At 69.2% G+C, this 26,088-nt stretch carries 22 protein-coding genes; 10 read left to right on the forward strand and 12 right to left on the reverse strand.

The annotated features are described in order from the left end of the window. Positions 1 to 69 precede the first annotated feature (69 nt). On the forward strand, positions 70 to 507 hold the full coding sequence (locus tag CHB84_RS13450; RefSeq protein ID WP_176439943.1) for a MarR family winged helix-turn-helix transcriptional regulator: 438 nt from the start codon (positions 70 to 72) through the stop codon (positions 505 to 507). A 68-nt stretch (positions 508 to 575) separates the two neighbouring features. Here CHB84_RS13450 and CHB84_RS13455 read toward each other — a convergent pair whose 3' ends face one another. Continuing rightward, the gene (locus CHB84_RS13455; RefSeq protein ID WP_089301937.1) at positions 576 to 2,093 is read right to left on the reverse strand and encodes an MFS transporter; all 1,518 of its coding nucleotides are present in this window, start codon (positions 2,091 to 2,093) and stop codon (positions 576 to 578) included. A gap of 109 nt (positions 2,094 to 2,202) precedes the next feature. Between CHB84_RS13455 and CHB84_RS13460 the strand changes: the two genes are divergently transcribed. Further along, positions 2,203 to 5,499, forward strand: a complete 3,297-nt coding sequence (locus CHB84_RS13460; RefSeq protein ID WP_089301938.1) for an ATP-binding protein — start codon at positions 2,203 to 2,205, stop codon at positions 5,497 to 5,499. Positions 5,500 to 5,656: 157 nt separating this feature from the next. Beyond that, a complete protein-coding gene (locus CHB84_RS13465) occupies positions 5,657 to 6,262 on the forward strand; it encodes an NADPH-dependent FMN reductase (RefSeq protein WP_089301939.1) in 606 nt (201 codons plus the stop codon). An 85-nt stretch (positions 6,263 to 6,347) separates the two neighbouring features. Here CHB84_RS13465 and CHB84_RS13470 read toward each other — a convergent pair whose 3' ends face one another. The 5 genes from CHB84_RS13470 to CHB84_RS13490 all read right to left on the reverse strand — a co-directional run bounded on the left by CHB84_RS13470 (position 6,348) and on the right by CHB84_RS13490 (position 11,325). After that, positions 6,348 to 7,226, reverse strand: coding sequence for a ThuA domain-containing protein (locus CHB84_RS13470; protein ID WP_089301940.1), 879 nt, complete (start codon positions 7,224 to 7,226; stop codon positions 6,348 to 6,350). Position 7,227: 1 nt separating this feature from the next. Next, the gene (locus CHB84_RS13475; RefSeq protein ID WP_089301941.1) at positions 7,228 to 8,949 is read right to left on the reverse strand and encodes a GMC family oxidoreductase; all 1,722 of its coding nucleotides are present in this window, start codon (positions 8,947 to 8,949) and stop codon (positions 7,228 to 7,230) included. Then, complete coding sequence (locus CHB84_RS13480; RefSeq protein ID WP_089301942.1) at positions 8,939 to 9,898, reverse strand: gluconate 2-dehydrogenase subunit 3 family protein; 960 nt, start codon at positions 9,896 to 9,898, stop codon at positions 8,939 to 8,941. The genes CHB84_RS13475 and CHB84_RS13480 overlap by 11 nt, the downstream gene beginning before the upstream one ends. A gap of 165 nt (positions 9,899 to 10,063) precedes the next feature. Then, positions 10,064 to 10,486, reverse strand: a complete 423-nt coding sequence (locus CHB84_RS13485; protein ID WP_089301943.1) for an Ohr family peroxiredoxin — start codon at positions 10,484 to 10,486, stop codon at positions 10,064 to 10,066. Positions 10,487 to 10,758: 272 nt separating this feature from the next. Beyond that, positions 10,759 to 11,325 carry an NADPH-dependent FMN reductase gene (locus tag CHB84_RS13490; RefSeq protein ID WP_089301944.1) on the reverse strand — a complete coding sequence of 189 codons (567 nt, stop codon included), beginning with the start codon at positions 11,323 to 11,325 and terminating at the stop codon, positions 10,759 to 10,761. A 238-nt stretch (positions 11,326 to 11,563) separates the two neighbouring features. On the opposite strand from CHB84_RS13490, the gene CHB84_RS13495 reads away from it, so the two are divergent. Further along, the gene (locus tag CHB84_RS13495) at positions 11,564 to 12,631 is read left to right on the forward strand and encodes an alpha/beta hydrolase (protein WP_089301945.1); all 1,068 of its coding nucleotides are present in this window, start codon (positions 11,564 to 11,566) and stop codon (positions 12,629 to 12,631) included. 149 nt (positions 12,632 to 12,780) lie between these two features. Here the strand turns inward: CHB84_RS13495 and CHB84_RS13500 are convergent, their stop codons facing one another. Beyond that, a complete protein-coding gene (locus CHB84_RS13500) occupies positions 12,781 to 13,392 on the reverse strand; it encodes a hypothetical protein (RefSeq protein ID WP_141134679.1) in 612 nt (203 codons plus the stop codon). A gap of 625 nt (positions 13,393 to 14,017) precedes the next feature. Between CHB84_RS13500 and CHB84_RS13505 the strand changes: the two genes are divergently transcribed. Together CHB84_RS13505 and CHB84_RS13510 are read left to right on the forward strand one after the other, a co-directional pair. Then, complete coding sequence (locus CHB84_RS13505; protein ID WP_089301947.1) at positions 14,018 to 14,902, forward strand: alpha/beta hydrolase; 885 nt, start codon at positions 14,018 to 14,020, stop codon at positions 14,900 to 14,902. A 9-nt stretch (positions 14,903 to 14,911) separates the two neighbouring features. Beyond that, on the forward strand, positions 14,912 to 15,796 hold the full coding sequence (locus CHB84_RS13510) for a DUF2797 domain-containing protein (protein ID WP_089301948.1): 885 nt from the start codon (positions 14,912 to 14,914) through the stop codon (positions 15,794 to 15,796). Positions 15,797 to 15,822: 26 nt separating this feature from the next. Here CHB84_RS13510 and CHB84_RS22920 read toward each other — a convergent pair whose 3' ends face one another. Then, positions 15,823 to 15,972: a hypothetical protein gene (locus tag CHB84_RS22920; protein ID WP_176439944.1), complete on the reverse strand. Its 150-nt coding sequence runs from the start codon at positions 15,970 to 15,972 to the stop codon at positions 15,823 to 15,825. Positions 15,973 to 16,019: 47 nt separating this feature from the next. Here CHB84_RS22920 and CHB84_RS13515 point away from each other — a divergent pair, with 47 nt between their 5' ends. Then, positions 16,020 to 17,237: an MFS transporter gene (locus CHB84_RS13515; protein WP_342743965.1), complete on the forward strand. Its 1,218-nt coding sequence runs from the start codon at positions 16,020 to 16,022 to the stop codon at positions 17,235 to 17,237. 146 nt (positions 17,238 to 17,383) lie between these two features. Here CHB84_RS13515 and CHB84_RS13520 read toward each other — a convergent pair whose 3' ends face one another. Together CHB84_RS13520 and CHB84_RS13525 are read right to left on the reverse strand one after the other, a co-directional pair. Beyond that, complete coding sequence (locus CHB84_RS13520) at positions 17,384 to 18,424, reverse strand: aspartate-semialdehyde dehydrogenase (protein WP_089301949.1); 1,041 nt, start codon at positions 18,422 to 18,424, stop codon at positions 17,384 to 17,386. After that, a complete protein-coding gene (locus CHB84_RS13525) occupies positions 18,424 to 19,689 on the reverse strand; it encodes an aspartate kinase (RefSeq protein WP_089301950.1) in 1,266 nt (421 codons plus the stop codon). Before CHB84_RS13525 ends, CHB84_RS13520 begins: the two co-directional genes overlap by 1 nt. Positions 19,690 to 19,840: 151 nt before the next feature. On the opposite strand from CHB84_RS13525, the gene CHB84_RS13530 reads away from it, so the two are divergent. Then, entirely contained in the window at positions 19,841 to 20,497 is a 657-nt protein-coding gene (locus CHB84_RS13530) for a nitroreductase family protein (RefSeq protein WP_089301951.1), read from the forward strand. A 966-nt stretch (positions 20,498 to 21,463) separates the two neighbouring features. After that, positions 21,464 to 22,090: a hypothetical protein gene (locus CHB84_RS13540; RefSeq protein WP_245818723.1), complete on the forward strand. Its 627-nt coding sequence runs from the start codon at positions 21,464 to 21,466 to the stop codon at positions 22,088 to 22,090. Between the two features lie 172 nt (positions 22,091 to 22,262). Here CHB84_RS13540 and CHB84_RS13545 read toward each other — a convergent pair whose 3' ends face one another. After that, positions 22,263 to 22,694, reverse strand: coding sequence for a hypothetical protein (locus CHB84_RS13545; RefSeq protein ID WP_245818724.1), 432 nt, complete (start codon positions 22,692 to 22,694; stop codon positions 22,263 to 22,265). 250 nt (positions 22,695 to 22,944) lie between these two features. On the opposite strand from CHB84_RS13545, the gene leuA reads away from it, so the two are divergent. Further along, positions 22,945 to 24,732, forward strand: coding sequence for a 2-isopropylmalate synthase (gene leuA / locus CHB84_RS13555; protein WP_176439945.1), 1,788 nt, complete (start codon positions 22,945 to 22,947; stop codon positions 24,730 to 24,732). A 63-nt stretch (positions 24,733 to 24,795) separates the two neighbouring features. Here leuA and CHB84_RS13560 read toward each other — a convergent pair whose 3' ends face one another. After that, complete coding sequence (locus CHB84_RS13560) at positions 24,796 to 25,863, reverse strand: winged helix DNA-binding domain-containing protein (protein ID WP_089301956.1); 1,068 nt, start codon at positions 25,861 to 25,863, stop codon at positions 24,796 to 24,798. Positions 25,864 to 26,088: the final 225 nt, after the last annotated feature.

Consider the following 26,088-nt stretch of genomic DNA (forward strand, 5'->3'; position numbering starts at 1 on the left):
ATGGCAAGAGCCGGAAGAGGTACCCTCAACACAGCCGCGCATACGTCGCGCAAGCGCGAGGAGGATAAGATGAGCACGCATGACCAGGCGTTTCAGGCGCTCCAGAAATGGCGCGCGTTCGTCAAACCGATCGAACAACTCAACGCAACCATCGAATCCGAGCTCAGCACCCGTCACGCGCTGTGCATAAGCGGTTATGAAGTCCTTCATTTCCTCGCCACACACCGGGGAAAGACGGCCCTCACTGAGGTCTGCAAGCATATCGACCGATCACAGCCGCGCGTTTCCCGACTGATCAGCCAGCTCGAGGACCGCGGCATGCTGGACCGCTACCGCGCCGACGCCGACGGCCGCGCCTACCAGGTCGCGATCACCCGCAAGGGCCGGCGGGTCCTGCAAGCCTCAGCCGTGACCATCCTCAACGTCCTGCGCACATCCGACCAGTCCTGGCTGTGGGAAGCCACCTTGGAGTCCGACGAGGAAGGACCCGTGAACGCCGGCGTCTAACCATCGATCTGTCAGGCACCTGTCCGCAGCCGGTGTGCGCGCACGGCTGACTCATCGCTGGCTCACCCTCACTCAGGCACACCCGACCGGGCCAACAGCGCCGGAACAGCCGCGAACAGCACGAGAAAGACCACCACGCCGACCGACATCGCCGCGACCAACCCGTGGCCGAACGCCTCGCGCAGGACGTCGAGCAGCCTCGCTCCGGTCTCGGCAGGCAGCCGTTCGGCAGCGCCGAAGCCTTCGGCCGGACCGCCGCGCGCGGCGGCGGCCGCGTCCTCGGGCACCCCTGCTGGCAGGTGGTCCAGCACGCTCCGCCCGTACACCAGCAGTCCCAGGCTGCCGAGCATCGCGGTACCGAGCGCCTGTCCCATCTCACCGGCGACCTCCTGCACCGACGCGGCCGAACCCGCGCGCTCCGGAGGGGCCGTGCCGATGATCAAGTCACTGCCCAGCGTCACCACGACACCCGCTCCGACGCCCGCGACCCCCACCCCGGCCATCAGCGCGGCGAAGGCAAGGCCGAGCGCGCCGAGCAGCGAGCCTGTTCCCATCGCGTACGCGTGCCGCATCCATCGCGCGAACAGCGGCGCGAGCAGCGCACCGACCAGGTTCGCGCCCGCGAACGGCAGCATCCACACACCCGCACTCAGCGGGGACAGCCCGGCCGCCCATTGCAGGTACTGCGTGAGCAGGAACAGCAGTCCCCCGAGCGCGAACACGGTGAGCAGGACGGCCCCCACGGACGCGCTGAATCTACGGTCGGCGAACAGGCTCAGGTCCAGCAACGGATCGGCCAGCCGTAGCTGCCTGCGTACGAACACCACCGCGAACACCAGTCCGGCCACGACAGGAACCAGGTAGGCCGGCCGGAACCCGTGTTCGACCATCTCCTGCAACCCGTAGATCACCCCGAGTACCGCGCCGAGCGACAGGCCCACGCTGATGACGTCGAGCGGCAGCGAGTGCGGGTCGCGGTACTCCGGTAGCACGAACGGTCCCACCGCCACCAGCAACACGAGGGCAGGCAGGTTGACCAGGAACACCGAACCCCACCAGAACAACTCCAGCAGGGCCCCGCCCAGCACCGGCCCCAGCGCACCCCCTGCCGTGAACGCGCCCGTCAGCAACGAGATCGCGAACCTGCGCTGCCCGCCATCGTGGAACATGTTGCGCAGCAGGGCGAAGGACGAGGGCATCAGCGTCGCACCGGCCACGCCGAGCAGTGCGCGCGCCCCGATGAGCATCTGCGCGCTGGTGGAGTACGCCGCGACGACCACGAGTGCCGCGAAGACGGCCGCGCCGACCAGCAACAGCCTGCGGCGGCCGACGCGATCACCCAACCTGCCCATGGTGATCAGGAAACCGCCGACGAGGAAGCCGTAGACGTGCAGGATCCACAGCATCTGTGCCGTGCCGGGCTGCAGATCGGTCGCGATCGAAGGCATGGCGAGGAACAGCACGGTCAGGTCCGTGGCCAGCACCAGTACCGGCAACGTCAGGACCGCCAGCCCCAGCCACTCGCGCCACGTGGCGCGGCCCACGCCTCCGGACGGTGCGGATCCTGCCGCGTGCGTCGTAGCCATGGAGTCCCTTCGGTAGCGTTGAGTCATCACCACATCAGGCGCGAGACTCGATCTCGCAGCGCGAGACACCGTCCGCCACACGGCACACCCCCGGGGAGGCGATCACGTCGTGACGGCATCTCGGCTGGTCGGCCGCGACCATCCGCGCACCGTGCTGCGTGCCGAGCTCGACCGGACGGTGCACAGCCACGGCGGCCTCGTACTGGTGGCCGGAGAGGCCGGCATCGGCAAGACCTCCCTGGTCATCGAGGCCGCAAGGGAAGCAGGCGCGCAAGGCGCCCTCGTGCTCAACGCCGCCACCTGGGACCGGGAAGGTGCACCCGACTACTGGCCATGGGTGCAGGTAGTCCGCGGTCTGCGCCGGACATCCACCCCCGATGAGTGGCGGGCCGTGGAGTCGGTGGCTGGGCGGGGCCTGGCATACCTGCTCGGGGAGGCCGGCGACGCGCCGGACAGTGCCGAGGCGGCCGGGGACGCCACGTTCCGCGTCCAGGACACGGTGACCAGCGCGCTCGTCATGATCTCGCAGCACAGGCCACTCGTCGTGGTACTCGACGACCTGCACTGGGCGGACCCCGCGTCGGTCAGGTTGCTCGAGTTCGTCGCGCGGCACACCTGGTTCGAGCGGCTGCTACTCATCGGCACCTACCGGGACGTCGAGGTCGACTCCGCCGAGCACCCGTTGCGGGAGACATTCCCTCCGCTACTGACGAAGGCCACCACCATCACCCTGACGGGACTCGACGTCGAGCAGGTGCGCGAGGTCGTCGCCCGCACCGTAGGCGAGATGCCCAGCGAGGACACCGCGGCCGCGGTGCACCGCCGCACCGGCGGCAACCCGTTCTTCGTCGAGCAGGCGGTCCGGCTGTGGCACAGCGGTGGCTCGACGGAGGCGATCACGCCCGGCATCCGGGAAACCCTGGACGCCCGGCTGGCACACCTTCCTGCCGAGGTTGTGGACCTGCTGTCCACGGCAGCGATCCTCGGTCGCGAGTTCGACAGGGAGGCACTCGCCGCCGCTGCCGGAACCGGAACCACCGAGCTCGACGGGCTGCTCGGCCGGGCCGCCTCCGCACGGTTGGTGACCACCGTCGACCCGGGCTGCTACGCGTTCGTCCACGACCTCGTACGCGAGGCGCTGCATGCGCGCATGGACCGCGTCGAGGCACGACGGAGGCACGCTGCCGTGGTGCGCGGCATGCGACGCGCGAAGGTCTATCCCGGAACGTTCGGGCCCGGCGACCTGGCCCACCACGCCTACCTCGCCGTTCCCGAGATCGCACCCGAGGACGCCAGAGAGTACCTGCTGGCGGCCGCGACCGACGCCTGCGGCAGGCTCGCCCCGGAGGAGCTCACCGGCCACTACGAACGCGCGCTCGAGCTGGTCCCCGACGACGATCCGGCACTGTACGCGCGGATCGCGCTGGAGCTGGGTTCGGCGCAGCACTGCGCGGGCCTGCTCACGCAGGCACGGGCCACCTTCGACGAGGTCGTGCTGGTCGCGCGCGAGCTCGACGACCCGCGCCCGCTCGCGCGTGCAGCGCTGGGACGGCACGGCCTCGGACTCGCCGAACCGGATACGGACGGAAGGCGCGAGATCGACCTTCTCGACGAGGCACTGGCTCGGCTGGCCGAACACGACCTCGCCAAGGACGACCCCCTGATCGTGCGCACGCTGGCCGCGGCGGGCAGGACACGCGCGCACGCGACGCCGGGGGACCGGCAGGCCACGGATCTCAGCGCCCGCGCCGTCGACCTCGCACGCACCTGCGGTGACGACGAGGCGGTCGGTTTCAGCCTGCTGGCACGGCACGACACGATCTGGAAGCCGGGGACCGCGCCCGAACGGGTGGCGCTGGCCGAGGAAATGATCACGGTCGGGCTGCGTAACCACGACATCGAGCTGGAGATGCACGGGACGCTGCTGCGCATGGTCGCCCTGCTCGAGCAGGGCGACCCGCGCGCACTCGACGCGCACAGCTCGTTCGTGACGATCGCCGAGCGCTCGCAGCTGCCCCGGTTCCGCTTCCTGGCTCGTTCCAGGACAGGGGCGATCGCCACCCTGCAGGGCCGGTTCGACGAGGCCCGCGAGGCCATCGACAGCGCCTTCGCGATCGGTGAGCACCTCGAGGAAGCGGACCGGTTCCGCCTGTGGCAGGAGCAGCGCTGGGCCCTGTCGCTGATGGAGGGTGACTTCGACACGGCCGACCGGGTGATCGAGAAGTATCGCGGTGACGGCTCGGAGTACGCGCTGATCCCGGAAGTCGTCACCGCCGCGCAGCGTGGTGACGCCGAGAGCGTCCGGCACCGCCTGCCCGGCATGATCGCACTCCGCGACGAGTACCCGGGAATGTTCACTCCCGTCGTGCTACGCGCCCAGGCGCAGGTCGCGGCGGGTACGGCTGACGCCGAGCTGTGCGAGCAGGCGCGTGCGTCGATTGCCCCGTACCGGGACCTGTGGGCCGTGGTCGCCGGTGGCGGGACGTGCTACGGGCCGTACAGCTTCTGGCTCGCCCAGCTCGACGCGGCCGAGATGCGCTGGGACGAGGCCATCGAGGGGTTCACGACCGCGCGGGACGCCGCCGACGCCCTCGACGCCCGCCCGTGGTCGATCGACGCGCGCCTGCACCTGGCTCGCGCGCTACTGGGTCGCGGGGCACCCGGCGATGCCGCGGCCGCCGCGGAGTTGTTGTCCGAAGTGGATCGTGCGGCCACCGAGATCGGCATGCGCGACACAGCCGAACGCGCCAGGAGCGTCACGGCCGCACCGGCCGAGTCGGACGGCATCGCCGCCGCGCCGGAGTCGCCGGGCGCGGCGGAAGGACCCCCCGCGACGGGTACGCCGGGCGCGGAGCGCTCGCGCGACGAGTTCCGCCACGACGGTCGGGTGTGGAACCTGACATTCGCGGGACGGACCGTCCACCTGCCGGACGCCAAGGGCCTGCGTGACCTGCACGCGCTGCTCAGCAGGCCGGGGACCGAGATCCCCGCGATCGAACTGGTCAAGCCGGACGGCGGGGACACCATGCGTGCCGAGCGGGTCCTCGGCGCCGACCCGGTTCTCGACGAGCGTGCGAAGGCGGAGTACCAGCTGCGGCTGACCGAGCTCGGCGAGGAGATCGATCGCGCGCTCGACCGGCACGACGACACGCGGGCGGCGGCTCTGGACCAGGAGCGACAGGCCCTGCTGGACGAGATGCGTACCGCGAGCGGGCTGGCCGGGCGCGCGCGGAAGCTCGGCGACAGCGGCGAACGCGCGCGCAAGACGGTCACGGCGCGCATCCGGGACTCGCTGCGCAGGCTCGACGAGCACCACCCCCAGCTCGCCGAGCACCTGCGCGCGACCGTGTCCACCGGTGTCACGTGCCGTTACCAGCCCTCCCGGGCGATGTCCTGGTCGCTCTGACCGACCGGCAGGTGGGAGCCCAAGGTGACATCGGGTTCTTCTAGGGAACCGAACGTGACATCGGGCTCCCCTCCGGGCGCCGCCTCGCGTCGCCAGATCCGATCTCGCGCCTTCGGTGTGCGACGCGCCGAAGGCATACCAGACGCAGGAGGAACGAATGTCCAGCAGCACAGCGCCCACCACGACCATCGACCGGCTCCGTATCGCCGTCATCATCGGAAGCACCCGCCCGGGCCGCGCCGGTAAGCCGATCGCGGACTGGTTCCTGACCCAGACCCGGTCCCGCACGGACATCGAGGTCGACCTGATCGATCTCGCCGACGCCCGGCTGCCGGTCGTACTGGCGGACAATGACGACGGATCCCTCCCGGCCGAGGTGACCGCGGTGGGCGAGCGACTGGCCGCCGCGGACGGCTTCGTCGTCGTCACGCCCGAGTACAACCACGGCTACCCGGCCGCGCTGAAGAACGCCATCGACTGGTTCTACGACGAGTGGTCCGCCAAGCCCGTCGCCTTCGTCTCCTATGGCGGCGCGGCCAAAGGCATCCGCGCCGTGGAGCAGCTGCGCCAGGTGTTCGCCGAGGTGCACGCAACCACGACCCGCGACGGCGTGAGCATCGACCTCGGGCACACCGACCGGCTCGGCTGGCCGAGCTCACCCGGCGTGGACGGCGCGGCGAAGCTCATGCTGGACCAGCTGACATGGTGGTCGCGTGCACTGCGCACGGCACGCGCCGAACACCCGTACGTCGCCGCGGCGTGACCGGCCCCGCCATTCCGGAGGCAGGTGGGAGCCGGAGGTGACAGCGGTTCCATAGAAGGAGCCCAATGTCACCTTCGGCTCCCACCTAGCCGGGGCTGTGTGCTCGCAGCCGGCCCGCGGCGAGGAGGATGCCGCCGAGCAGGTGCTGGCGGAACCACTCGGTGCGGTACAGGTAGCTCTCGTCGCCGAGCGCGGTGTAGAACGACGTCCCGCCGAGGTTGCTGTGGCACCAGCTCATCGGGTGGTCGCCCATGCGGCCACTCTCGCCCGGCAGGAAGTCCTCATTGAACTCCCCGCCGCCGTCGAAGGGGATGTTGCTGGTGTTCGGGTCCGGCAGGTAGGTACGCTCGTCGATCGTCAGTAGCACATGCACCTCCGGTCGCGGGTTGTGGTCGAACGAGTAGAACTCGTCGAACACGGTGAACCGGTCAGGCAGGTGCGCGGTCGCGGGATGCTCCGGAGCCTCGTTGTCGAAACGCGCCGCCTGCTGGATCGGGTGCGTGTGGAAGTAGGCACCGACGAGCCGTCCGTAGAACGGCCAGTCGTACTCGGTGTCCGATGCGGAATGCACGCCGACATACCCGCCGCCCGCGCTGATGTAGCGTTCGAGAGCCCGTCGCTGCTCCGCGGTGTCCAGGACGGTTCCCGTGGTGTTCAGAAAGATCACGGCGCTGTAGCGGCTGAGCTCGCCTGCGTCGAACACGGCCGGGTCCTCCGTGGCATCGACACCGAAGCCGTTGCTCGCCCCCAGCTCCTCGATCGCAGCGATTCCGTCCGGAATGGACGTGTGCCGGAAGCCTGCGGTGCGGGAGAACACCAGAACCCGGAACGGCCGGGAACCGGACCGTCGCCCGGGGCTCGCCGCGGCGACCCCGGACGCGCCGAGCACCGGTACCGACAGCGCCAGCGCCCCCGCCCGCAGCGCCGTACGCCTCGTCCGCGGTGATATCGGACCGTCCGGCATGTCAGCTCCTTCCCTGCCGCGCGCCGCCCGCGATGCCGCGCGCGATCCGCAGCGCGTTGGCCATGATCGTCAGAGTCGGGTTGAAACCGGGAAACGTCGGGAAGGTGGAGGCGTCGGCGACGTAGACGTTGTCGAGCTCGTGCATCCGCCCGCTCGCGTCACACACCGAGGTCGCCGGGTCCTCACCCATACGTGCGGTACCACCGAGGTGCGCGCTGTATGTCGCACCGTCGCGGATCACCGGGTACGGCACGAACGCCGACGCGATCGCGCCGGGCGCCAGCTGGTGGAACGCCTGCATGCGCGGCCCGAGCAGCATCGCTGCCGCCTTCTCGTGCCGGTGGGGGCTGTAGGTGATGCGCGCGGACGGCACGCCGAGGAAGTCCGTCACCTCCGGGTCGAGATCCACCCGGTTGTCCGCCTGCGGCAGGTCCTCGTGCCACAAGGCCGAACCGCCGATCCTGGTGTAGGTCAGCGCCGCCTTCATCAGCTCCTTGTGCGCCCGCCCGTAGCCGACCAGTCCGGCATACAGCTCCGCGCTCTCCAGCAACGGCATACCACCGCCCACCTGGACCATGGCGCCCTTGACGTACGGCACTCCGAGGGCCCGGACCTCGGGGCCGGTGAACGGGCCCACCAGATCGTCCAGCTGCAACGCGTTGCTCTGCGAGCGCAGCGGGTGCACGTCCTGGCCGAACACCGCAACAGCGAGCGTGAGGTTGTGGAACATCATGTTCCTGCCGAGCTGGCCGGAGCCGTTGCCCAGCCCGTCCGGGTGCGCTGCGGTCGCCGAGAGCAGCAACAGGCGCGCCGTGTTGATCGGGCTGCCTGCCACCACGACGATGTCACCGGAGACCGCGTGCTCGCGCCCCGACATGTCCATGTACCCCACCCGCCGCGCGCGGTGGCCCTTCCGGGTGGTGTCGATGCGGTGCACGAACGCCCTGTCGATGACGCGCACCTGTCCCGTTCCCACCGCGGGGTTGAGCCAGGACACCAGGGCATCGCCGCGCGCGTTGATCGGGCAGCCGTACCCCGAGCACAGCCCGCAGGAGTTGCACGCGGGCCTGCCGCCGAACCCGGTCGAGTTCACCGCGGCCGGTTGCGGGTACGTCGAGTAACTCGCCCGCCGTGCCCCTTCTGCCAGCAGCGAGCGCACGTAAGGCACCGGGTTCGGCGGCATCTCGAACCCCGCGCTGCGCGGAGACTGCTCGAGGGTGCGGGAGGGCATCGCATCGATGTCTCCCTGGACTCCGACGCGCCGCTCGACCTCGTCGTAGTACGGCTCGAGGTCGTCGTAACCGATCGGCCAGTCGGCCACCTGCGCACCCTCCACGGGGCCGAGGTCGGACACCTGCGTGAAGTCCTGCTTCCAGAACCGCGGTGTCTTCGCGTTGTAGTGCAGCGTCGTACCCCCGACGGCCGCGCCCAGCTGGCCGAGCGCGCCGCGTGCCGAGCGCGCCGTGCCCCCCGCCGCCTCGGCCTGGGTACGGGTGGTGTACGGCTCGAGCAGCCCGTCCGGGAACCCCATCGCACGGGAGACGTTCTTGATCTCGTCGCTGCCGTACCGCGTGCCCAGCTCGCCGCTGGGACGCTCGCCGAGTCCTTCCCGCAGGTGCCTGCCCCGTTCCAGCACGGTCACCGACCAACCGTTGCGCGCGAGCTCCCAGGCCACGACGCTGCCCGCGGCCCCCGAACCGACGACCACGGCCTCACCAGCCATCAGTGGACCCTCCCTCCTTGCCGTCCCCGGCCCCGTGTCGCTTGGCCGCGGCGACGGCCGAGCCGACCTCGCTGCGCAACCCGCTCAGCAGCCCGCCGCTGCGGGCGAGCACGCCACGAACAGCGTCGGGATGGGCCAGCGCGAGAGCAGCCACCAGCTCGTCCCCCGGGACCACGCCCGGCAGCGGCGCCACGGGCCCCGCGTGCCGGTCGGGTTCCTCGACCTCCTCGCGTGTCCAGCCTCGTGGCTGCACGTCACCCGGATACCCCGTGTAGTCCCAGCCGGCGAGGTCGACGTTTCCGCCGTACTCGGGCGCGCCGTACTGGAACTCGAAGGTGTGCGGCACCGCCACATCCATCAGGGCGGTCACAGCGGGGTCCCGCGAGGTGGCCAGCAACAGGTCCTGTTCCGGCGCGGTCAGGCCGGCGAACCGGCGCCCGCCGACGGCTGCCTCGTCCAGCGCGGCAAGGCCGTCCCTGTAGATGGTTTGAAATCCCGTGACAGGTCCGTTGAAGGCCCGTTCCGGCCGGTCACCCGAGCCCTCGATCCGTAGCCGCCAGGCCGTCTCCTCGTAGGAGTCCAGCGGGAGGAACTCGGCGAAGTGGTTCACGGGACTGCCGGCCCTGTCGGAGAACGGTGCGCCTGCGAAGATCAGTGGCGGGTCCTCGCGGAACGCGCCGAGCAGCCCGTCGATGGCCTCCGCGCACCCGGATCGGGCACCACCCGGCGTGGCATGGTCCTCGGGCACGATCCGATCGACAAGCGCGCGCATGGTATCCAGCTCGGCACGCGTCAGGTAGCGCGGCTGCTCGGCCGAACCCCGCGGTACCGCAACGGCCTGCCGCATGCCACCGCCGGTCAGCGGCGCGAAGACCGCGATCGCGACCGCGCCGGTTCCGCGCAGGAGCGTTCTGCGCGGAACCCCATGATCCCCTCCTCCGCTCGCCATTCGTCGCCTCCACTCGCGTCCACGGGCGGCCCCGCTCCCGCCGAGCGGAACCGGGGCCGTGTCGTCGCGGGGAGTTTAGGCATCACACCGATCAAATGAGAACATGTTTCATCAAAATGGCGCAGTGGGTTCGTCCGGCACCGAGCGTCAGTAGCGTCCCGCGGCTCAGGTGGACGCGGATACCTCGACTTCGATGTTGCCCTCGGTAGCGCGCGAGTAGGGGCACGCCTTGTGAGCCTGCGCGACCAGCTCGTTGGCCCGCCCTTCCTCGAGACCTGGCAGTGCCGCCGTCAGCCGTACGACCAGCGTGTACGTGTCGGTGACGTCCGCACCGATATCCACCTGTGCCGTTACGGCTGTCTCCGGCAGCTCCACGCCGGCCTCGTCGGCGAGCCTGCGCAAGGCACCGTGGAAGCTGACAGCGTGGCCGGCCGCGAACAGCTGTTCCGGGTTGATGCTCTGACCTCCGGGCCCGCCCAGCTCGGCAGGCACAGCCAGCGTCTCGTCGATCAGCCCGTCCGAGGTGACCACCTCTCCGTTCCTGCCGTCGCCTCTGGCAGTGGCTTCCGCCGTGTACAGCGCATCCATGCCTCGCTCCGTTCCCGGTCGACTGCGATAGGTCTGCGGGGCTGCCTGTCCACAACGTGACGGGCGGGACCACCCCGGCCGGCTCGGCCCGGTTGGCACCGGCGAGCAGCGACGCCTGGAGGCACGCCCGGGACGCACAACCCGTCCTGTGAACGAGCCCGCCTGTCACCACGCAACCACGTGCCGAGCGCGAACGCACACCACCCGCCGTGCGGCCCGGCCCGATTCCGTATCCGCGGAATCACCGGGAAGGGCCGGTCCGGTACCCGGCGTCAGGCCCCTCCGGTTTCGCCACGCGCGAAGTCGACGACCTGCTCGCCGATCGCGCGCAGGGTCGCCTCCACCCTCGGCTCGTTGGCGCCGCCTGCCTCGTCGAACTTCGTCTCGACCGAGTTCACCGCGCCACCCAGGGGCGTCGGCCAGCCGCGTAGCGCGTGCACGGTCGTGCGCAGCTGGTTCAGCGTGGTCACAGCGGCCTGCCACCCGAAGGCGACGGCGACCGACCCCACCGCGCGCCCGTGCAGGTACGGACGTTCGTCCGCGTGCAAGTCCTCGATGTAGTCCAGCGCGTTCTTGACCAGCCCGGAAAGCCCACCGTGATAGCCAGGGGACGCGATCACCACACCGTCGGCGGCGCGGACCGCATCGAGCAGCTGCTCGGCCTCGGCGGTGCGCTCGCTCAACGCGATGTCGTAGAACGGCAGGACGAGGTCCTCACCGGTGATCACGCTCGTCGCTGCCCCCGCATCGGCCGCCCCGTCCAGCGCGATGCGCAGCGCGCGTTCGGACTGCGACCCCGCGCGCAACGAGCCGCCGATACCAACAACTGTGATCGCCATGACGTGACTTCTCCAGGCATACGGGCACGGATACGCCGACCACCGTACGACCTCGACAGCACTTCAGGTCCAGTCTTACCCGAACAGTTGACGCGCGCCACACACCACGCCGTCGGTTCCCGCGCAGCCCACCAGCCATTCCGGTGGCGTGCGAGCCGGACTGTGCCGTAGGCCACCATCCCCACGACCGAGAGCACATGACAAACTCCGGGTATCCGAACTCCCAGGAGGACGTCTCATGACCACGTTGGCCCAGCGCGTACCCCAGGGCGCGCAAGCAGCCGGTCTTCGCGCTGCCTTCGCCCTCCCGCGCGCCGTGCGGCGGCGCATAGCAGGCAAGCCGGTCCGTGTCGACAGCCAGGAGCTCGCCCTCGACGCCCAGCTGCTGCTGCGACTGCTCGACCTCTCCGGGATCAGTCTCAGCGGCGCGAACGATCCCGTCGCGGCGCGCGCGCAGCTGGACGCGTCCTCGTCGATGACGGCCGGGCCCACCATCCAGCCGGTGATCACCCGAGAGCTGCGCATCCCCACACCGGATGGCGCCATCGCCGCTCGCCTGTACAGTCCCGCCGGTGTCACAGCCCCCGCCCCCTTGCTGGTCTTCTACCACGGCGGCGGGTGGGTCATCGGCAATGTGGACAGCCACGACAACGTCGCTCGCCTGCTGGCCAGGCAGGGTGGCGCGCGCGTGCTGTCGGTGGACTACCGGCTCGCCCCGGAGAACCCGTTCCCCGCTGCGGTCGACGACGCCCTCACCGCGTTCGAGTACGCGCACAGCCACGCCGCGGAGCTGGAGATCGACCCGGCCCGCATCGCCGTCGGCGGGGACAGCGCGGGCGGCAACCTCGCGGCCGTGGTCGCCCACCACACGACTCGCCGGAACGGCCCGGCGCCCGCCTTCCAGCTCCTGATCTACCCGGCGGTCGACTTCACCACCAGAGCCCCGTCCCGCGACCTGTTCGCCGACGGGTTCTTCCTTACCCGCGAGGACATGGACTGGTTCGAGGACCTCTACCTCCCCGCCGGTACCGACAAGGCCGATGAGCGCCTGTCCGTGCTGCGGGCGGCCGACCTGTCCGGCCTGCCACCCGCCTACGTGGTCACCGCAGGCTTCGACCCGCTCCGCGATGAGGGCGAGGCCTACGCCGAGGCCCTGCACAAGGCGAACGTTCCGGTCGCCCTGAGCAGGCAACCGGACCTGATCCACGGGTTCGTCAACTTCATCGGGCTCGGCGGCCGGTTCCGCGAGGCGACCTCCGAGATCTCCGCGGCCCTGCGCACCGGCCTCACCCTGGCCGGTCACTAGCGCCGCCGCCACGGCCACGTGCTGGTGGCGAGGCCCCGTCGCGCACATGCCGGGGTCCGGCGGGCTCTGCCCGCCGGACCCCGGCTGGAATGTGAATCCTCAGAAATACCCGTTCCGGTAGGAATGACCGGACCGGAGGACGCGCACCGTCACGGGAGGCCGACCTCCGATTCGTCGCCTTCTTCCTCCGCTTCACCGGAATCGTCCCCTGATTCGTCACCGGACTCTCCGGCGGAATCTTCGCCCGGCAATTCGGGCAGATCACCGCCGGGCAAATCAGCCCCACCACCGCCGGGCAAATCCGCTCCGATACCGCCGCCGAGGACGCTGTCGACCAGGTCGGCGATCGTCATCAGCAAGCCTTGCACGAGGTTGTTCAGCGTGCCGAGAACGCGAGGCTCCGTCCCGTCGAGCTCCTCGAGGCCCGCAGCGACCTGGTCAGCCTCCGTCCGGGCAGCCGCGGCCTTCTCGCTCACCTCGCTCGGCAGATTGTACCGCTCGCCACCAGCGATTTCCCCGAGCAACGACTGAGCACGGTCGACCCCGGCGGCCGTGCCGTCGACATCTCCGGCCTCGGCCGCCTCGGAGATCTCGGCGTGCGTCTCACTGAGCTGCGACGCTGCGCTCGCCGTGCTCGACGAACCCGCCGACTCGTCGACAGCGCTTTCCGCTGCACTCGCCGCTGCGATACTCGAACCACCCAATGATAAAAGGCTACCGACCGCCACCACGGCAATCGAGCGAGCGAATTTCCTTCTCATCAGCTACTCCTCTCGAGGATTGCGTTCCCGCCAGATTCCATGCGTACTCGCCGAGTCGATCACGCACCAGGCGAAGAATGAGGAGCAAGCTTCGGCCGATGATCACATAGCGAATACCGGATCGCATAAGTCCCCGGAAATGATGATCAACCCACGCGGTCGTGCGAGCGCTGTCGTCGGCGCTGCGTCATGACAGGCCGCGCTGTGGCACTTCCGTCACTCTGTGGCGCGGGAATGTAACCCACACGGTTCTCACCGCACAGCACACCCCTGAACGGGGGAGATGGCACTCCATAGGGCTACCCACAGCGCCCGTTACCGCACTTCCCCAAGGTCGAGAAGGTGAGCCGCGCCCCGTGTGGGCGCATGGCGGGCGAGGCGGGTAACCGACCGCGGGTCGTAACCCGCCTCGCGGACGAACTCGCGGAAAGTGTATCCGCGCAGCCTCCGAACGCCGTCCGACACGCCGGAACGACGAACAGCTCGCTCGCCCACGACTCGACCTCCGCGGCCTCGGCCCCGGCCATGGCATGCGGATGCTCCGCGAGCCGGTCGTGCACGGCACCACGGCGCGCCGGCGACCCTGCGTTGACGGGGGAGTGGGGTGCCCCGCGAGGATGGGGACATGCAGACCCGAGACTTCCCCTTCACGTCCCGCGGCACGGAATGCGCCGCCTGGCTCTACCGTCCGGACGGCGACGGCCCGCACCCGGTCGTGGTGATGGCGCACGGCTTCACCGGCACGCGCGAGCTCGCGCTGACCTCCTACGCCGAGCGGTTCGCCTCCGCGGGCATCGGCGTGCTGCTGTTCGACTACCGGTACTTCGGCGTCAGCGGCGGCCAGCCGCGCCAGCTGCTGGACATCGGCAGCCAGCTCGACGACTGGCGGGCCGCGATCGCCGCGGCACGTGGCATCTCGTGGGCCGACCCTGGCCGGATCGCACTGTTCGGCTCGTCGTACTCGGGTGGTCACGTGGTACGCCTTGCCTCCGAGGACCGCAGGATCGCGGCGATGGTCGCGCAGTGCCCGTTCTCCGACGGCGCAGCCACGATGCGCGTGCTACCTCCCGTCCACGCTATGCGGATCTCCGCGCATGCGCTGCGTGACCAGGCGCGCGCACTGCTCGGCAAGGCGCCGCACTACATTCCCGCCGTGGCCGAGCCGGGGCAGCTCGGCATGATGAACACCCCGGATGCCAAGGCGGGCATGGAGGCCCTCGTCCCGGCCGGGTCGACGTGGCAGAACAGGGTCGCCGCGCGGATCGGGCTGCGCGTACCGCTGTACCGGCCTGGCAGGCTGGCCAAGAACGTGGAGTGCCCAGCGCTGTGGTGCGTGACCGACAAGGACACGCTCTGCCCGGCAGACAACACCGTGAAGTGGGCAAGCACGGCCCCCCGTGCCGAGATCAAGCGTTACCCGATCGGGCACTTCGACATCTACCTCGGCGAGGACTTCGAGCGCGCCGTCGCCGACCAGACAGAGTTCCTCACACGACACCTACTCGATTGATATATCGCTATGTCGACTTATTCAGTGCCCGCAGGGTTGTGTGGAGGGATCAGGTGGCGAGGCGCGAACGCCACGCTCACCGTCGCCGACGAGAGCGGCTACGAACACGAGAGCGCGCTCGAGGAAGGCAGGCCGCTCCGGGTGCGGCTGGGCTCCTCCCGGTTCTGCGTCGGAGTCCGGCAGGACGACAGGCGCCGGTGCCCGCACGGCAACCACATCAGCAGGAACACCTCGGAGACCCAATGCCGGTCGTGCGCGGCCACCGACCCCGGTAGGGCCATCGCGCGGGACGCGGTGGTCGACCCGAGGCCCTTCCACCTCTACCTCGCATGGTTCGGCCCCGGCCTGCTCAAAGTCGGTATCACCACCGTCGGCAGGGGCCACAACCGGCTCGCCGAGCAAGGTGCTCTGGCATTCACCTGGCTGGCGCAGGGACCGCACGAGGTCATCCGCGAGGCCGAACGCGCGATCGCGGCGGCCCGCCTGGCGCCCGAACGGCGCAAGCGCACGACCAAGCTGGCCGGGTTGTGGGACCTCCCACCGGCGGCGAGACGCCGCGCGGAGCTCGAAGCCGCCTATCAGCAAGCGGTACGGTGCGGCGGATGGCCGAGCGCGCTCGAACCGCTGCCTTTCCATGAGGTCGAGCACACCGAGATGTTCGGGCTCGACCGGCTGCCGAGCACCGTTGCCGACATCACCACGCTCACGCCCACCTGCGTGCTCGCCGGCTCGGTCCGCACGGTCGTCGGCACCGAGCTGGTACTCGACACCGACGACGGCCCGACCATGCTCAGCGGCCGCCTGCTCGCCGGCTGGCCCCTGCAGCCCACCGACGCCGCGCCCGTCGGCTACCGCACCACCCCGCGCGGCCCCGGCGAGCACGTACTGTTCTGAACTCACGTCCCGGGCCGCAGACCCGGTCACCCCTTCACGCGCACGACCTGCTCGAGCCGTGTCACCACCTCGACCACCGAAGCGGGGTCGGCCCACACCCTGATGAGTGCACCCGTCTCACCGGGGCCGTGTGCATTCCCCTCCTCGGCCTCGTCCCCGCTGGTAGCGCTCGCCATGACCTGCGGGACAAATCAGTTGCACGTCCGTACCAGAATGCGTTGTGATGGTCCGCATGCCGCTGCGGGACTACCGTCGCATGTTCGCCTACCGCCAGGTGCCGACGGCGATGCTGCTCACCTTCCTCGCCCGTGTCCCCATGACCGCCATGGGGCTCACCCTCACCCTGCACATCGTCAGCGCACTGGGCATGGGGTACGGGGCTGCCGGGCTTGTGGGGATGATGACCACGGTCGGAACCGCCGCCGCAGCTCCGTTCATCGGCAGGATGCTCGACCGGAACGGCCTGCGCCCGGTGATCGCCACCTGCACGGCCGCCTCGGCCACCTACTGGATCAGCGCTGCGCACCTGACGTACCCGTTGTTGCTGATCCTCGCGCTTCCCGCGGGGATGCTGGCCGTGCCGGCCAGCCCGGTCATGCGCCAGATCCTCGCCGCGATCGTGCCGGCCCGGCTGCAGCGCACAGCCTACTCACTGGACTCCATCTTCATCGAGCTCTCGTTCATGCTCGGGCCTGCCACCGGGATCCTGCTGACGACCCAGCTGTCCAGCACGATCGCCCTCACCGCCATCGGTGCCTGCTTCGGTGTCGCCGGTACCGCGCTGTACCTGGTCAACCCCCCGATCCGCACAGCGGGCACCACACACCTTCGAAAGGGCGAACGTCCGCCGCTACGCGACTGGCTCACCCCCGGGCTCGCCAGGGCACTGATACTGGCGAGTGGGGCGCTGTTCGTCCTCGTCGGGACCGAGCTCGCCGCGCTCGCGATGCTGCGCGAGCACGACCAGGTCGAGTGGACCAGCGCCGTCATCGTCGTGATGTGCCTCGCCTCGCTGGCAGGCGGTCTGACGCACGGAGCGGTGCACAGATCGCTGTCCCAGCCGACGCTCATGATCCTGCTCGCCGCCCTCGTCGTGCCGGTCGGCCTGGCAGGCGACCCGTGGTGGCTACTCGCACTTGCGCTCATCCCGACCAACCTGATGTGCGCGCCGACATTGGCCGCCGGCGCGGAGGCGATCAGCCATCTCGCCCCGGCCAAGGTACGCGGGGAGGCGATGGGGATGCTCGACAGCGCCACCCGCCTCGGGCTCGCGATCGGCTCGCCCGCCGTCGGCTTCGTGATGGACCATTCCTCGGCGGCGTGGGGGTTCGCTGCCGCGGGCCTCGGCGGCCTGTTCATCGCGGCCGCCGCCGTGACCACCGGCAACCTGAAACCGTCCACTCGGGACAGGAAAGGCGAGCCGGTCGGTTCAGCAGCGTGAACGGCTCCGCACAGCCGAACTCGCCCCTGTGCGACGGGGCGTAGCCGTTCAGCGCGCGCACCGGGCAATCCGGCCACGTGGTGGCGGAGCGGGACGCCGACCCGCTGCGGTCGCCGCGCGGGCAACCGAGTTGCGCCGAGGCGCCGTTACAGCGTCTCGGCGACCAGCTCGGCGAGCTGGACGGTGTTCAGTGCCGCGCCCTTGCGCAGGTTGTCGTTGCTGACGAACAGGGCGAGACCACGGCCACCGTCGACCCCGTCATCGGTGCGGATCCTGCCGACGTAGCTGGGATCGGTCCCCGCTGCCTCCAGGGGCGTGGGGATCTCCGCCACGGCCACGCCTGCCGCCCCGGACAGCACCTCGTAGGCGCGCTCCGGCGTGATCGGCCGCTCGAACTCCGCGTTGATCGACAGCGAGTGGCCGGTGAACACCGGGACACGCACGCAGGTGCCGGAGACGCGCAGGTCCGGGATACCGAGGATCTTCCGGCTCTCGTTGCGCAGCTTCTGCTCCTCGTCCGTCTCCGCACTGCCGTCGTCCACGAGGGAGCCGGCCATCGCCAGGACGTTGAACGCGATCGGGCGCGCGTACTTCTCCGGCTCGCCGAGCTGCACGGCGCGACCGTCGTGGGCCAGTTCCGTCGCTCTGTCCCCTGCGGCGCGCAGCTGGGCGCCCAGCTCCTCGACCCCGGCGAGACCGCTACCGGAGACCGCCTGGTACGTGCTGGCAATCAGCCGCGCGAGCCCGGCCTCGTCGTGCAGCGGCTTGAGCACCGGCATCGCGGCCATCGTCGTGCAGTTCGGGTTGGCGATGATGCCGCGGCGCGCCTCCTTGATCGCCTGCGGGTTCACCTCGCTGACGACCAGCGGCACCTCGGGGTCCAACCGCCACGCCGAGGAGTTGTCGATCACGATGGCACCGGCGTCGGCGAACCGCTGCGCCTGCGCCTTCGACGTAGAGCCACCCGCGGAGAACAGTGCGATGTCCAGTCCGGACGGATCCGCCGTAGCGACGTCCTCCACTGTGACCTCGGAGTCGCGCCATGGCAGCGAGGTACCCGCCGAGCGGGACGACGCGAAGTACCGCATCTCGGCCACCGGGAAGTCCCGCTCCGCAAGGATCCCGCGCATGACCCCGCCGACCTGGCCGGTCGCGCCGACGATCCCGATCCGCACACCCTGGCTCATCAGCGACCACTCCCCGCATAGACGACGGCTTCCTCGTCACCGCCGAGCCCGAACGCACCGTGCAGCGCCTGCACCGCGGCGTCTACATCGGCATCCCTGATCAGTACCGAGATCCTGATCTCCGAGGTGTTGATGATCTCGATGTTGACGCCCGCGTTGGCGAGCGACTCGCAGAACGTGGCCGTGACCCCGGGGTGCGATCGCATGCCCGCGCCGACCAGCGAGACCTTGCCGACGTTCTCGTCGCACAGCACCGAGTCGAAGCCGGCGTCCTCCCGGACGCGCTCGAGCGCCTTCACCGCTTCCTCCGTATTGGACTTCGACAGCGTGAAGGTGATATCCGTCACTCCCGACGAGGTGCGCGATACGTTCTGCAGCACCATGTCGATGTCGATCTCCGCGTCGGCGACCGCGCGGAAGATCTTCGCTGCGGCGCCCTCGTAGTCGGGCACATCGGTCACCGTGATCTTCGCTTCGGACGTATCGTGCGAGACGCCGGTGATCAGCGCTTGTTCCACGGGAATCTCCTCAATCGAACCGGTCACGAGCGTGCCCGGCTTGCTGCTGTAGGACGAGCGGACGCGCAACGGCACGCCGTAGCGACGCGCGTACTCCACCGCGCGTAGGTGCAGGATCTTCGACCCGGTCGCGGCGAGCTCGAGCATCTCCTCGTACGGGATGGTGTCGATCTTGCGAGCGTCGCTCACGATCCGCGGGTCCGCGCTGTAGACACCGTCGACGTCCGAGTAGATCTCGCACTCGTCGGCGCCCAGCGCGGCAGCCAGCGCGACAGCGGTGGTGTCCGACCCGCCCCGGCCGAGCGTGGTGACGTCCTTGGTGTCCTGCGAGACACCCTGGAAGCCGGCCACGAGCGCGACGTATCCTTCCGCGAGCGCCTCGGTGACCCTGCCCGGCGTCACGTCGAGGATCCGCGCGTTGCCGTGCGCGGACGTGGTCACGACCCCGGCCTGCGAGCCGCTGAAGGACCACGCCTCCGCGCCCTGCGCGCTGATCGCCATCGCCACGAGCGCGTTGGAGATGCGTTCCCCCGCGGTGAGCAACATGTCCATCTCGCGCTCGGGTGGTGTCGGGTTCACCCGCTCCGCGAGATCGAGCAGGTCGTCGGTGGTGTCGCCCATCGCCGAGCACACCACGACTACATCGTTGCCTGCCTTCTTGGTCTCGACGATCCGCTCCGCAACGCTCTTGATGCGATCGGCGCTCTCCAGCGACGAACCACCGTACTTCTGGACTATGAGCGCCACAGCGCGTCACCCTCCTCGCTGCGCCTCACCCCGTTCGGGCTAGCGCCGTTACATGCTTGGAAACCAGGGTACAGATGCGTCACCCCCTGTACGGCATACCGTGTGGCAACCGCCACGCGAAACCGCCCGATGCGGCGCATAGTCTGATCGCATGCCCGCACCGCTCGACAAACCGGCCACGACCAGCGTTCCCGTGCACGAGCTGATCGCCGCGCGGTGGAGTCCCCGGGCGTTCGACCCGGACGCGACCGTCTCCGACAGCCGGCTGCGCGCGCTGCTGGAAGCCGCGCGCTGGGCACCGTCGTTCGGCAACACCCAGCCAACCCGCTACCTGGTCGGACGCAGAGGCGACACGGTGCACGCCAAGATCCTCGCCGCACTCACCGAACGCAACCGGGGCTGGGCTTGTCGCGCGTCCGCACTCCTGCTGGTCGTGACGGTGACCGAGAACGCGAAAGGCACCGTCCCGTACGCCACCTACAGTGCGGGTCTGGCCACCGAGAACCTCGTGCTGCAGGCCGCCGCGAGCGGGCTCGCTGCCCACCAGATGGCCGGGTTCGACGCCGAGGCCGCGCGCCGCGACTTCGCCCTTCCGGACTACGCCGAGCCCCTGGTCGCTCTCGCCGTCGGCGTGCAGGCGGACCCGGAGGTTCTCGGGGACGCGGACCTCGCCGAGCGTGAGCAGGCGCCGCGCAGGCGCATCACTCTCGACGAGCTCGCGTTCGGCGAGTGGGACACCCCGGCTTTCCGGGACACTCCCTGGCCCGCTTGTATTGACAGCCAGTCCTGGAGCGTGCACTACGCGTAGCCACCGCAAGGTTTCAGATCTGTGCGGCTGATTGTTCAGATGAGTGCGTGGGGGCACATATAGCTGGGCTTTGCGCCCTATGCGGCGGCGAAAACCGAACTGGGGATCAATCATGCGCGTGATACGTTGGCATAAGCGATGGTGCACGGTCCTTGGGTCGACTGTCGTACTGGTGGGCGTTATCGCCTCGTCAGCGGCGGCTACGGAATCTTCTAGCGCGCCTGGCGCTGGGGAGCAGGCCACAGGCACGCGTGTCGAACTGGCTTCCACAGCTGTTCCTGGGATCGATCCAGAAATCGAGGACCAACAGGCGAGTGTCCAACCGGACTCAGACGCGCAGCCGGCCTGGTGGTGCACCCCCGACACTCGCAGCGACAATCCGCATGTCACCCGTGGCGACGTGTCCGGGCACGGGTGGTGGTTCAAGGGCGACTGCTCCAACAACCGAGCGGTCGTCACGGTCTGCCTGCAGCAGTATTACACCGACGGCACGCACCGGACGAAGGAATGCAACGACCGGACGATAGCTCCGGGCAGTAGTCGGCGTGCGAACGCACGGACAGCTTGCACCGGTCGTGCCCTCACGACGTGGCGTAACGTTGTAGACGTCGATGTGGTTGGCGAGGCCGATGCTGCCGAACAGGATGCCAAGTACGAGAACATCTCGTGCAGAGTCGATTGAGAGTCGAGTTGCGTGACAACGAATCGTACAGCTGGCGGCAGGAAGCTGTACCAGGACTCGCTCCCGGAAGTCGCGCAAGCCCCGAGGGGGTCATGCTTGCAGCCCTGTATGGGCAGCTGACACCACATCCACGGCGCGAGTCGGCCTCCGCCCAAGAGGACGCCTACAGCCTCTTCTACCAGCGGTCTCTGGCAATGGGGTGGATCACCGACGTCGGCCAGCGTGTCACCGGTCGCGGGAAACACCGAGAGGTTGCCGACGTCGGTTCTCCCGGCCTCTGGAGTATGCACGAAGCTGGCCAGGACAGCCCGGGAACCGCCCCGGGGTTGTCGCTGGCCGCGTGGTTCCAGGTGGGAGTCGACACGGTGCCTCCTGCCGACAGGCCGTTACCGGTGCATCCGTTCCTGTGCTGCATCCGGGATGTGATGTCGCGACTGGGCACTCTGCGACTGCAGGCGTTGCAGGTACTACTACCCATGCAATACCTCGGTGGCTCGACGCGGAAGCCTGCGCTGGTTCCCTCGCTGCCCACCGCCGATTGGTTCGCCACCTGTGACCACGTGTCACGAACCCCGATACGGATCACGTTGGACAGCGGACAGGACCGCGGCATCCCGTCGGCAGCGCCCGAGATGCACAGCTGGATGCTCCGGTGGGACCAGGACACCTTCACCTGCGAGTCGTACTCTGTGACGGGCCACGATCCGCTGGCCGAATCCTTCCCGTACGGGGACGGCGTTTGGCCCGGCCCGCCGCTCAACCGGGCCACCTTCCGCGGCACGCTCGCCGAGTGGTCCCTGGACGCGCTTGGCTGGCTGGGCGGCTTTCTCGCTGAGGCCAGTACCCGACACGCCATCACGACCCCCGTGCTGCTCACGGTCAGCCGCGCCGACGAGGCCGCCTCCGGCTAGGTGTGATGTCCGGCCTTTTCGGTCGACAACCGCCGGGCCGACAGCCCGGGTCTCCGCAGGAGCGAACCGGTGCCGCACACCACCGTCGTGCCCGTGCCCACCGTGCACGGTTTGCCGTCCTCGGCATCGCAACCGGGAGGTAACCGCTCCGCAAAGATCCAGCCGGCACTCCCTAGACCTGGGCGCCACCGAGCCTGCGGATGATCGAGGCACCGACCGAGGAGATCACCAGCCAGAACAGCGCCGCGAGGCCGAAGTTGACGAGCACCTCGGTGTTGCGCTCGTCGAAGGTGAACATGTCCTCGAACCCGAGCGTCAGCGAGGGTGCGATATCGGTGACGAAGTCGACGATCGAGTTGTCCGGGTTCGTATCGGCCAGGGTGAAAACGACATGCAGCACGAGCAGCACTGCGAAGATCAACCCCACCCAACGGACGACACCCGCGAGTACGCCTACGAACTGGTCCTTGACAGCCCGCCAGTCGACGGCAGGCGCCCGTCGCGCACGCGAGCGGCCCCGCTCGCTGTCGGACGCCCCGCCTGCCCGCGGCACGGCAGGAGTTTCGTCGTTATTGGGCGGTTCGTCCTTTGCGTGGTCTGACATAGGGAAAGTTTGTCATGTTGATCGACGTGACGCTACTGGCACGTAGCATTGTCGCGTCCCCGATCGCCCTCCGGGGTGCGGCCCGGCTGGTCGTCGTTCGGCCGCACGGGTTACCCTTGAAGCAATGGCGTTCGTTCTCCTGCTTCGCTGCCGCGACGGGGCCTGATCAGACCGGCTCCCCGTCGCGGGGTTTCGTCGTGGCGCCGGTCGATCCGGAGCATTCGCCGTCAGGAGAGCAGGAGACCCCATAATGACTTCCGCAGCGCGACCAGGCGGGATCCGCAACCCGCGAACCCCGGCCAAACCGGCCCCCGCTGACCAGCCCGTATGGAACGCCCAGCGGGGCAGCTCCATGCCGTACCACCGCTACCGCCCCTGGTACGAGCTGGTCGAGGACATCACACTGCCCGACAGGACCTGGCCGGACGTGCGTATCGACCGCGCCCCGCTCTGGTGCGCCGTGGACCTGCGGGACGGTAACCAGGCCCTGATCGACCCGATGTCGCCCGCGCGCAAGCGCAAGTTCTTCGACCTCCTCGTACAGATGGGCTACAAGGAGATCGAGGTCGGTTTCCCCGCAGCCAGCCAGACGGACTTCGACTTCGTCCGCGAGATCATCACCGAGGACGCGATCCCGGACGACGTGCACATCCAGGTGCTGACCCAGTGCAGGCACGAGCTGATCGAGCGCACCTTCCAGGCGCTGGAAGGTGCCAACAAGGCCATCGTGCACTTCTACAACTCCACCTCCATCGCGCAGCGGCGCGTGGTGTTCCGCGAGGGGCGCGAGGGCATCAAGAAGATCGCCACGCAAGGCGCGGAACTGGCCAAGGAGCTGGCGGCGAAGTACACCGACACCAGCTTCCGCTTCCAGTACTCACCGGAGTCCTACACCGGGACCGAGCTGTCCTACGCTGCCGAGATCTCCAACGCCGTCACCGAGATCCTGGAGCCGACCCCGGAACATCCGGTGATCGTCAACCTGCCGGCCACGGTCGAGATGGCCACGCCGAACGTCTACGCCGACTCCATCGAGTGGATGGGCCGCAATCTGGAGCGCAGGGACTCGCTCATCCTGTCCCTGCACCCGCACAACGACCGGGGTACCGCCATCGCCGCGGCCGAGCTCGGCTACCAGGCAGGTGCCGACCGGATCGAGGGGTGCCTGTTCGGCAACGGGGAACGTACCGGCAACGTCGACCTCGTCGCGCTCGGCATGAACCTGTTCAGCCAGGGCATCGACCCGCAGATCGACTTCTCCGACATCGACGAGATCAAGCGCACCGTCGAGTACTGCAACCAGCTGCCCGTCGGGGAGCGCACGCCGTGGGGTGGGGACCTGGTGTTCACGGCCTTCTCCGGCAGCCACCAGGACGCGATCAACAAGGGCTTCGACGCGCTCGAGGCCGCTGCGGACGCGGAAGGCGTGCCGGTCGACGACTACCCGTGGGAAGTGCCTTACCTGCCGATCGACCCGAAGGACGTCGGGCGCACCTACGAGGCTGTGATCCGGGTGAACTCCCAGTCCGGCAAGGGCGGCGTCGCGTACGTGATGCGCAGCGAGCACCAACTCGACCTCCCGCGGCGACTGCAGGTCGAGTTCTCCCAGGTTGTCCAGCAATACACCGACACGGAGGGTGGCGAGATCGACCCCACCACGATGTGGGAGGCGTTCTCGGCCGAGTACCTCACGGTCACCCAGCCGCTCGAACTGGTGCGCTCGCACGTCGTCGACAACGGAGGCGGGCGCTACTCCATCACCGTGACGGTGCTTGTCGACGGCGAGGAGCAGGAGATCACCGGCTCCGGCAACGGGCCGATCGCCTCGTTCTTCGACGCGCTGTCCACGATCGGCTTCGACATCCGGCTGCTCGACTACAGCGAGCACGCGATGACGGCGGGCGACGACGCCCAGGCGGCCTCCTACGTCGAGTGCGCGATCGGCGAGCAGGTCTACTGGGGCGTGGGTATCGACCCCTCCATCGTGACCGCGTCCCTGCGTGCCGTGATCTCCGCCGTCAATCGCGCCTACCGGTAACGCTGAATGACGCTTTCAGTCCCTCTGGTGGACTGAAAGCGTCATTCAGCGCAACCCCGTGGGCTAGGGGAGGGCGGCGTATACCTGCGGGATGGCGTCGCTGACCTCCGTGGAGAAGCCGGTGAACGGTGTGGCCCGCACGGTTCGCTTCGCACCCGTGCCGGTGTGTTTCCAGGTGCCGACGACGCGGCCGTCACTGACAACGGTCGACCGGAACATCCCGTTGCCACCCGGCACGATGTGGTCGGCGAACTCCGCGGGAACCGCCGCGCGGCGATCCTGGTAGCCGAGGATGAACTCGTCGAAGCCGGGTAGCAGGTGGACCCCTGCTACGCGCTCCCGGTAGCGTTCCAGCAGCTCGGGAGTGCGCGGGTCCATCAGGTACTCGGCACCGTCGAGCTCCAAGGTGGCCAGCTCCGGCCTGGCGGAGGCGACACCGGCACGGACATCGGTGATGGTCAGGCCTGCCCAGCGGGCGAGATCCCTGTGTGTGGCTGGGCCATGGCTCCTGAAGTAGCGCAAGGCGAGCTCAGCGAGGGCTTCGGAGCGTTCCAGCTGCCGCCCGCGCGGGATCCACTCGTCGAGCAGCACGATCCGCTGCTCGCCGTCGACCACCGGCCCGAAGCACAACGTCCCGGTCTGCGCCAGATGCCTGATCAGATGATTGCCGCGTTGACCGGCCACCGACACCCCGGCATCCTCCCAAGCCGCTTGCAGCTCGGCCCGTCGCAGCTGCCTGCCTCCCGAGAGAACCCGCACCGCGACCGCCCGGGCGCTCTCCAGGGTCGCTTCGTCCAGGTCGAGCCGCGCACGGCGACTGGCCGCCCCGGCCACCGCACGCGTGGCGGCCACCTGCAGCAACCAGGGAAGGTCCTCCGCAGCGACCAGGTGCAGCGTCCCGCGCATGGGCCAGGAGCGCACGACCTCGCCCGCGTTCATCGCCTCCTCGACCTTCGCCCGGCTGCCGTTCTCGGTACGCAACGCCACGGAGGTCAACGCACCCGGGTAGTCCTGGCCCTGCACGGCGGTCAGCCAGCGGACAGTGTCGGCAGCGGTGTCGTGCCCGTGCCCGCACAACCGCTGCGCCACAAGCCGCAGCTGCGCGATCTCGCCTTCCCCGGTACCTGCCATCAGCCCTCCTCGAACGACCACATCGTATCCCCGCATCCCGACAAGCTGGTCCCCTGAATGACGCTTTCCGTCCGCGCGGCGCGCTGAATGACGATTTCAGCGCACCAGCGGGACTGAAAGCGTCATTCAGGGGACTCCTCAGGTTTGTGTGGGGAGTGTGATGGTGATGCCTCCGGCGCAGAGGTAGATCATGGCGATGAGGGCGGTGGGGCTGTGGTGGCCGTA

The sequence above is a fragment of the Haloechinothrix alba genome (genome assembly GCF_900188115.1).
Lineage (GTDB): Bacteria > Actinomycetota > Actinomycetes > Mycobacteriales > Pseudonocardiaceae > Haloechinothrix > Haloechinothrix alba.

Bases quoted from the DNA above. Each gene is read 5' to 3' on its own strand.
- CHB84_RS13450 (WP_176439943.1), top strand. From the start codon at position 70: ATGAGCACGCATGACCAGGCGTTTCAGGCGCTCCAGAAATGGCGCGCG.
- CHB84_RS13455 (WP_089301937.1), bottom strand. From the start codon at position 2,093: ATGGCTACGACGCACGCGGCAGGATCCGCACCGTCCGGAGGCGTGGGC.
- CHB84_RS13465 (WP_089301939.1), top strand. From the start codon at position 5,657: ATGTCCAGCAGCACAGCGCCCACCACGACCATCGACCGGCTCCGTATC.
- CHB84_RS13470 (WP_089301940.1), bottom strand. From the start codon at position 7,226: ATGCCGGACGGTCCGATATCACCGCGGACGAGGCGTACGGCGCTGCGG.
- CHB84_RS13475 (WP_089301941.1), bottom strand. From the start codon at position 8,949: ATGGCTGGTGAGGCCGTGGTCGTCGGTTCGGGGGCCGCGGGCAGCGTC.
- CHB84_RS13480 (WP_089301942.1), bottom strand. From the start codon at position 9,898: ATGGCGAGCGGAGGAGGGGATCATGGGGTTCCGCGCAGAACGCTCCTG.
- CHB84_RS13485 (WP_089301943.1), bottom strand. From the start codon at position 10,486: ATGGATGCGCTGTACACGGCGGAAGCCACTGCCAGAGGCGACGGCAGG.
- CHB84_RS13490 (WP_089301944.1), bottom strand. From the start codon at position 11,325: ATGGCGATCACAGTTGTTGGTATCGGCGGCTCGTTGCGCGCGGGGTCG.
- CHB84_RS13495 (WP_089301945.1), top strand. From the start codon at position 11,564: ATGACCACGTTGGCCCAGCGCGTACCCCAGGGCGCGCAAGCAGCCGGT.
- CHB84_RS13500 (WP_141134679.1), bottom strand. From the start codon at position 13,392: ATGAGAAGGAAATTCGCTCGCTCGATTGCCGTGGTGGCGGTCGGTAGC.
- CHB84_RS13505 (WP_089301947.1), top strand. From the start codon at position 14,018: ATGCAGACCCGAGACTTCCCCTTCACGTCCCGCGGCACGGAATGCGCC.
- CHB84_RS13510 (WP_089301948.1), top strand. From the start codon at position 14,912: ATGTCGACTTATTCAGTGCCCGCAGGGTTGTGTGGAGGGATCAGGTGG.
- CHB84_RS22920 (WP_176439944.1), bottom strand. From the start codon at position 15,972: ATGGCGAGCGCTACCAGCGGGGACGAGGCCGAGGAGGGGAATGCACAC.
- CHB84_RS13515 (WP_342743965.1), top strand. From the start codon at position 16,020: ATGGTCCGCATGCCGCTGCGGGACTACCGTCGCATGTTCGCCTACCGC.
- CHB84_RS13520 (WP_089301949.1), bottom strand. From the start codon at position 18,424: ATGAGCCAGGGTGTGCGGATCGGGATCGTCGGCGCGACCGGCCAGGTC.
- CHB84_RS13530 (WP_089301951.1), top strand. From the start codon at position 19,841: ATGCCCGCACCGCTCGACAAACCGGCCACGACCAGCGTTCCCGTGCAC.
- CHB84_RS13540 (WP_245818723.1), top strand. From the start codon at position 21,464: ATGCACGAAGCTGGCCAGGACAGCCCGGGAACCGCCCCGGGGTTGTCG.
- CHB84_RS13545 (WP_245818724.1), bottom strand. From the start codon at position 22,694: ATGTCAGACCACGCAAAGGACGAACCGCCCAATAACGACGAAACTCCT.
- leuA (WP_176439945.1), top strand. From the start codon at position 22,945: ATGACTTCCGCAGCGCGACCAGGCGGGATCCGCAACCCGCGAACCCCG.
- CHB84_RS13560 (WP_089301956.1), bottom strand. From the start codon at position 25,863: ATGGCAGGTACCGGGGAAGGCGAGATCGCGCAGCTGCGGCTTGTGGCG.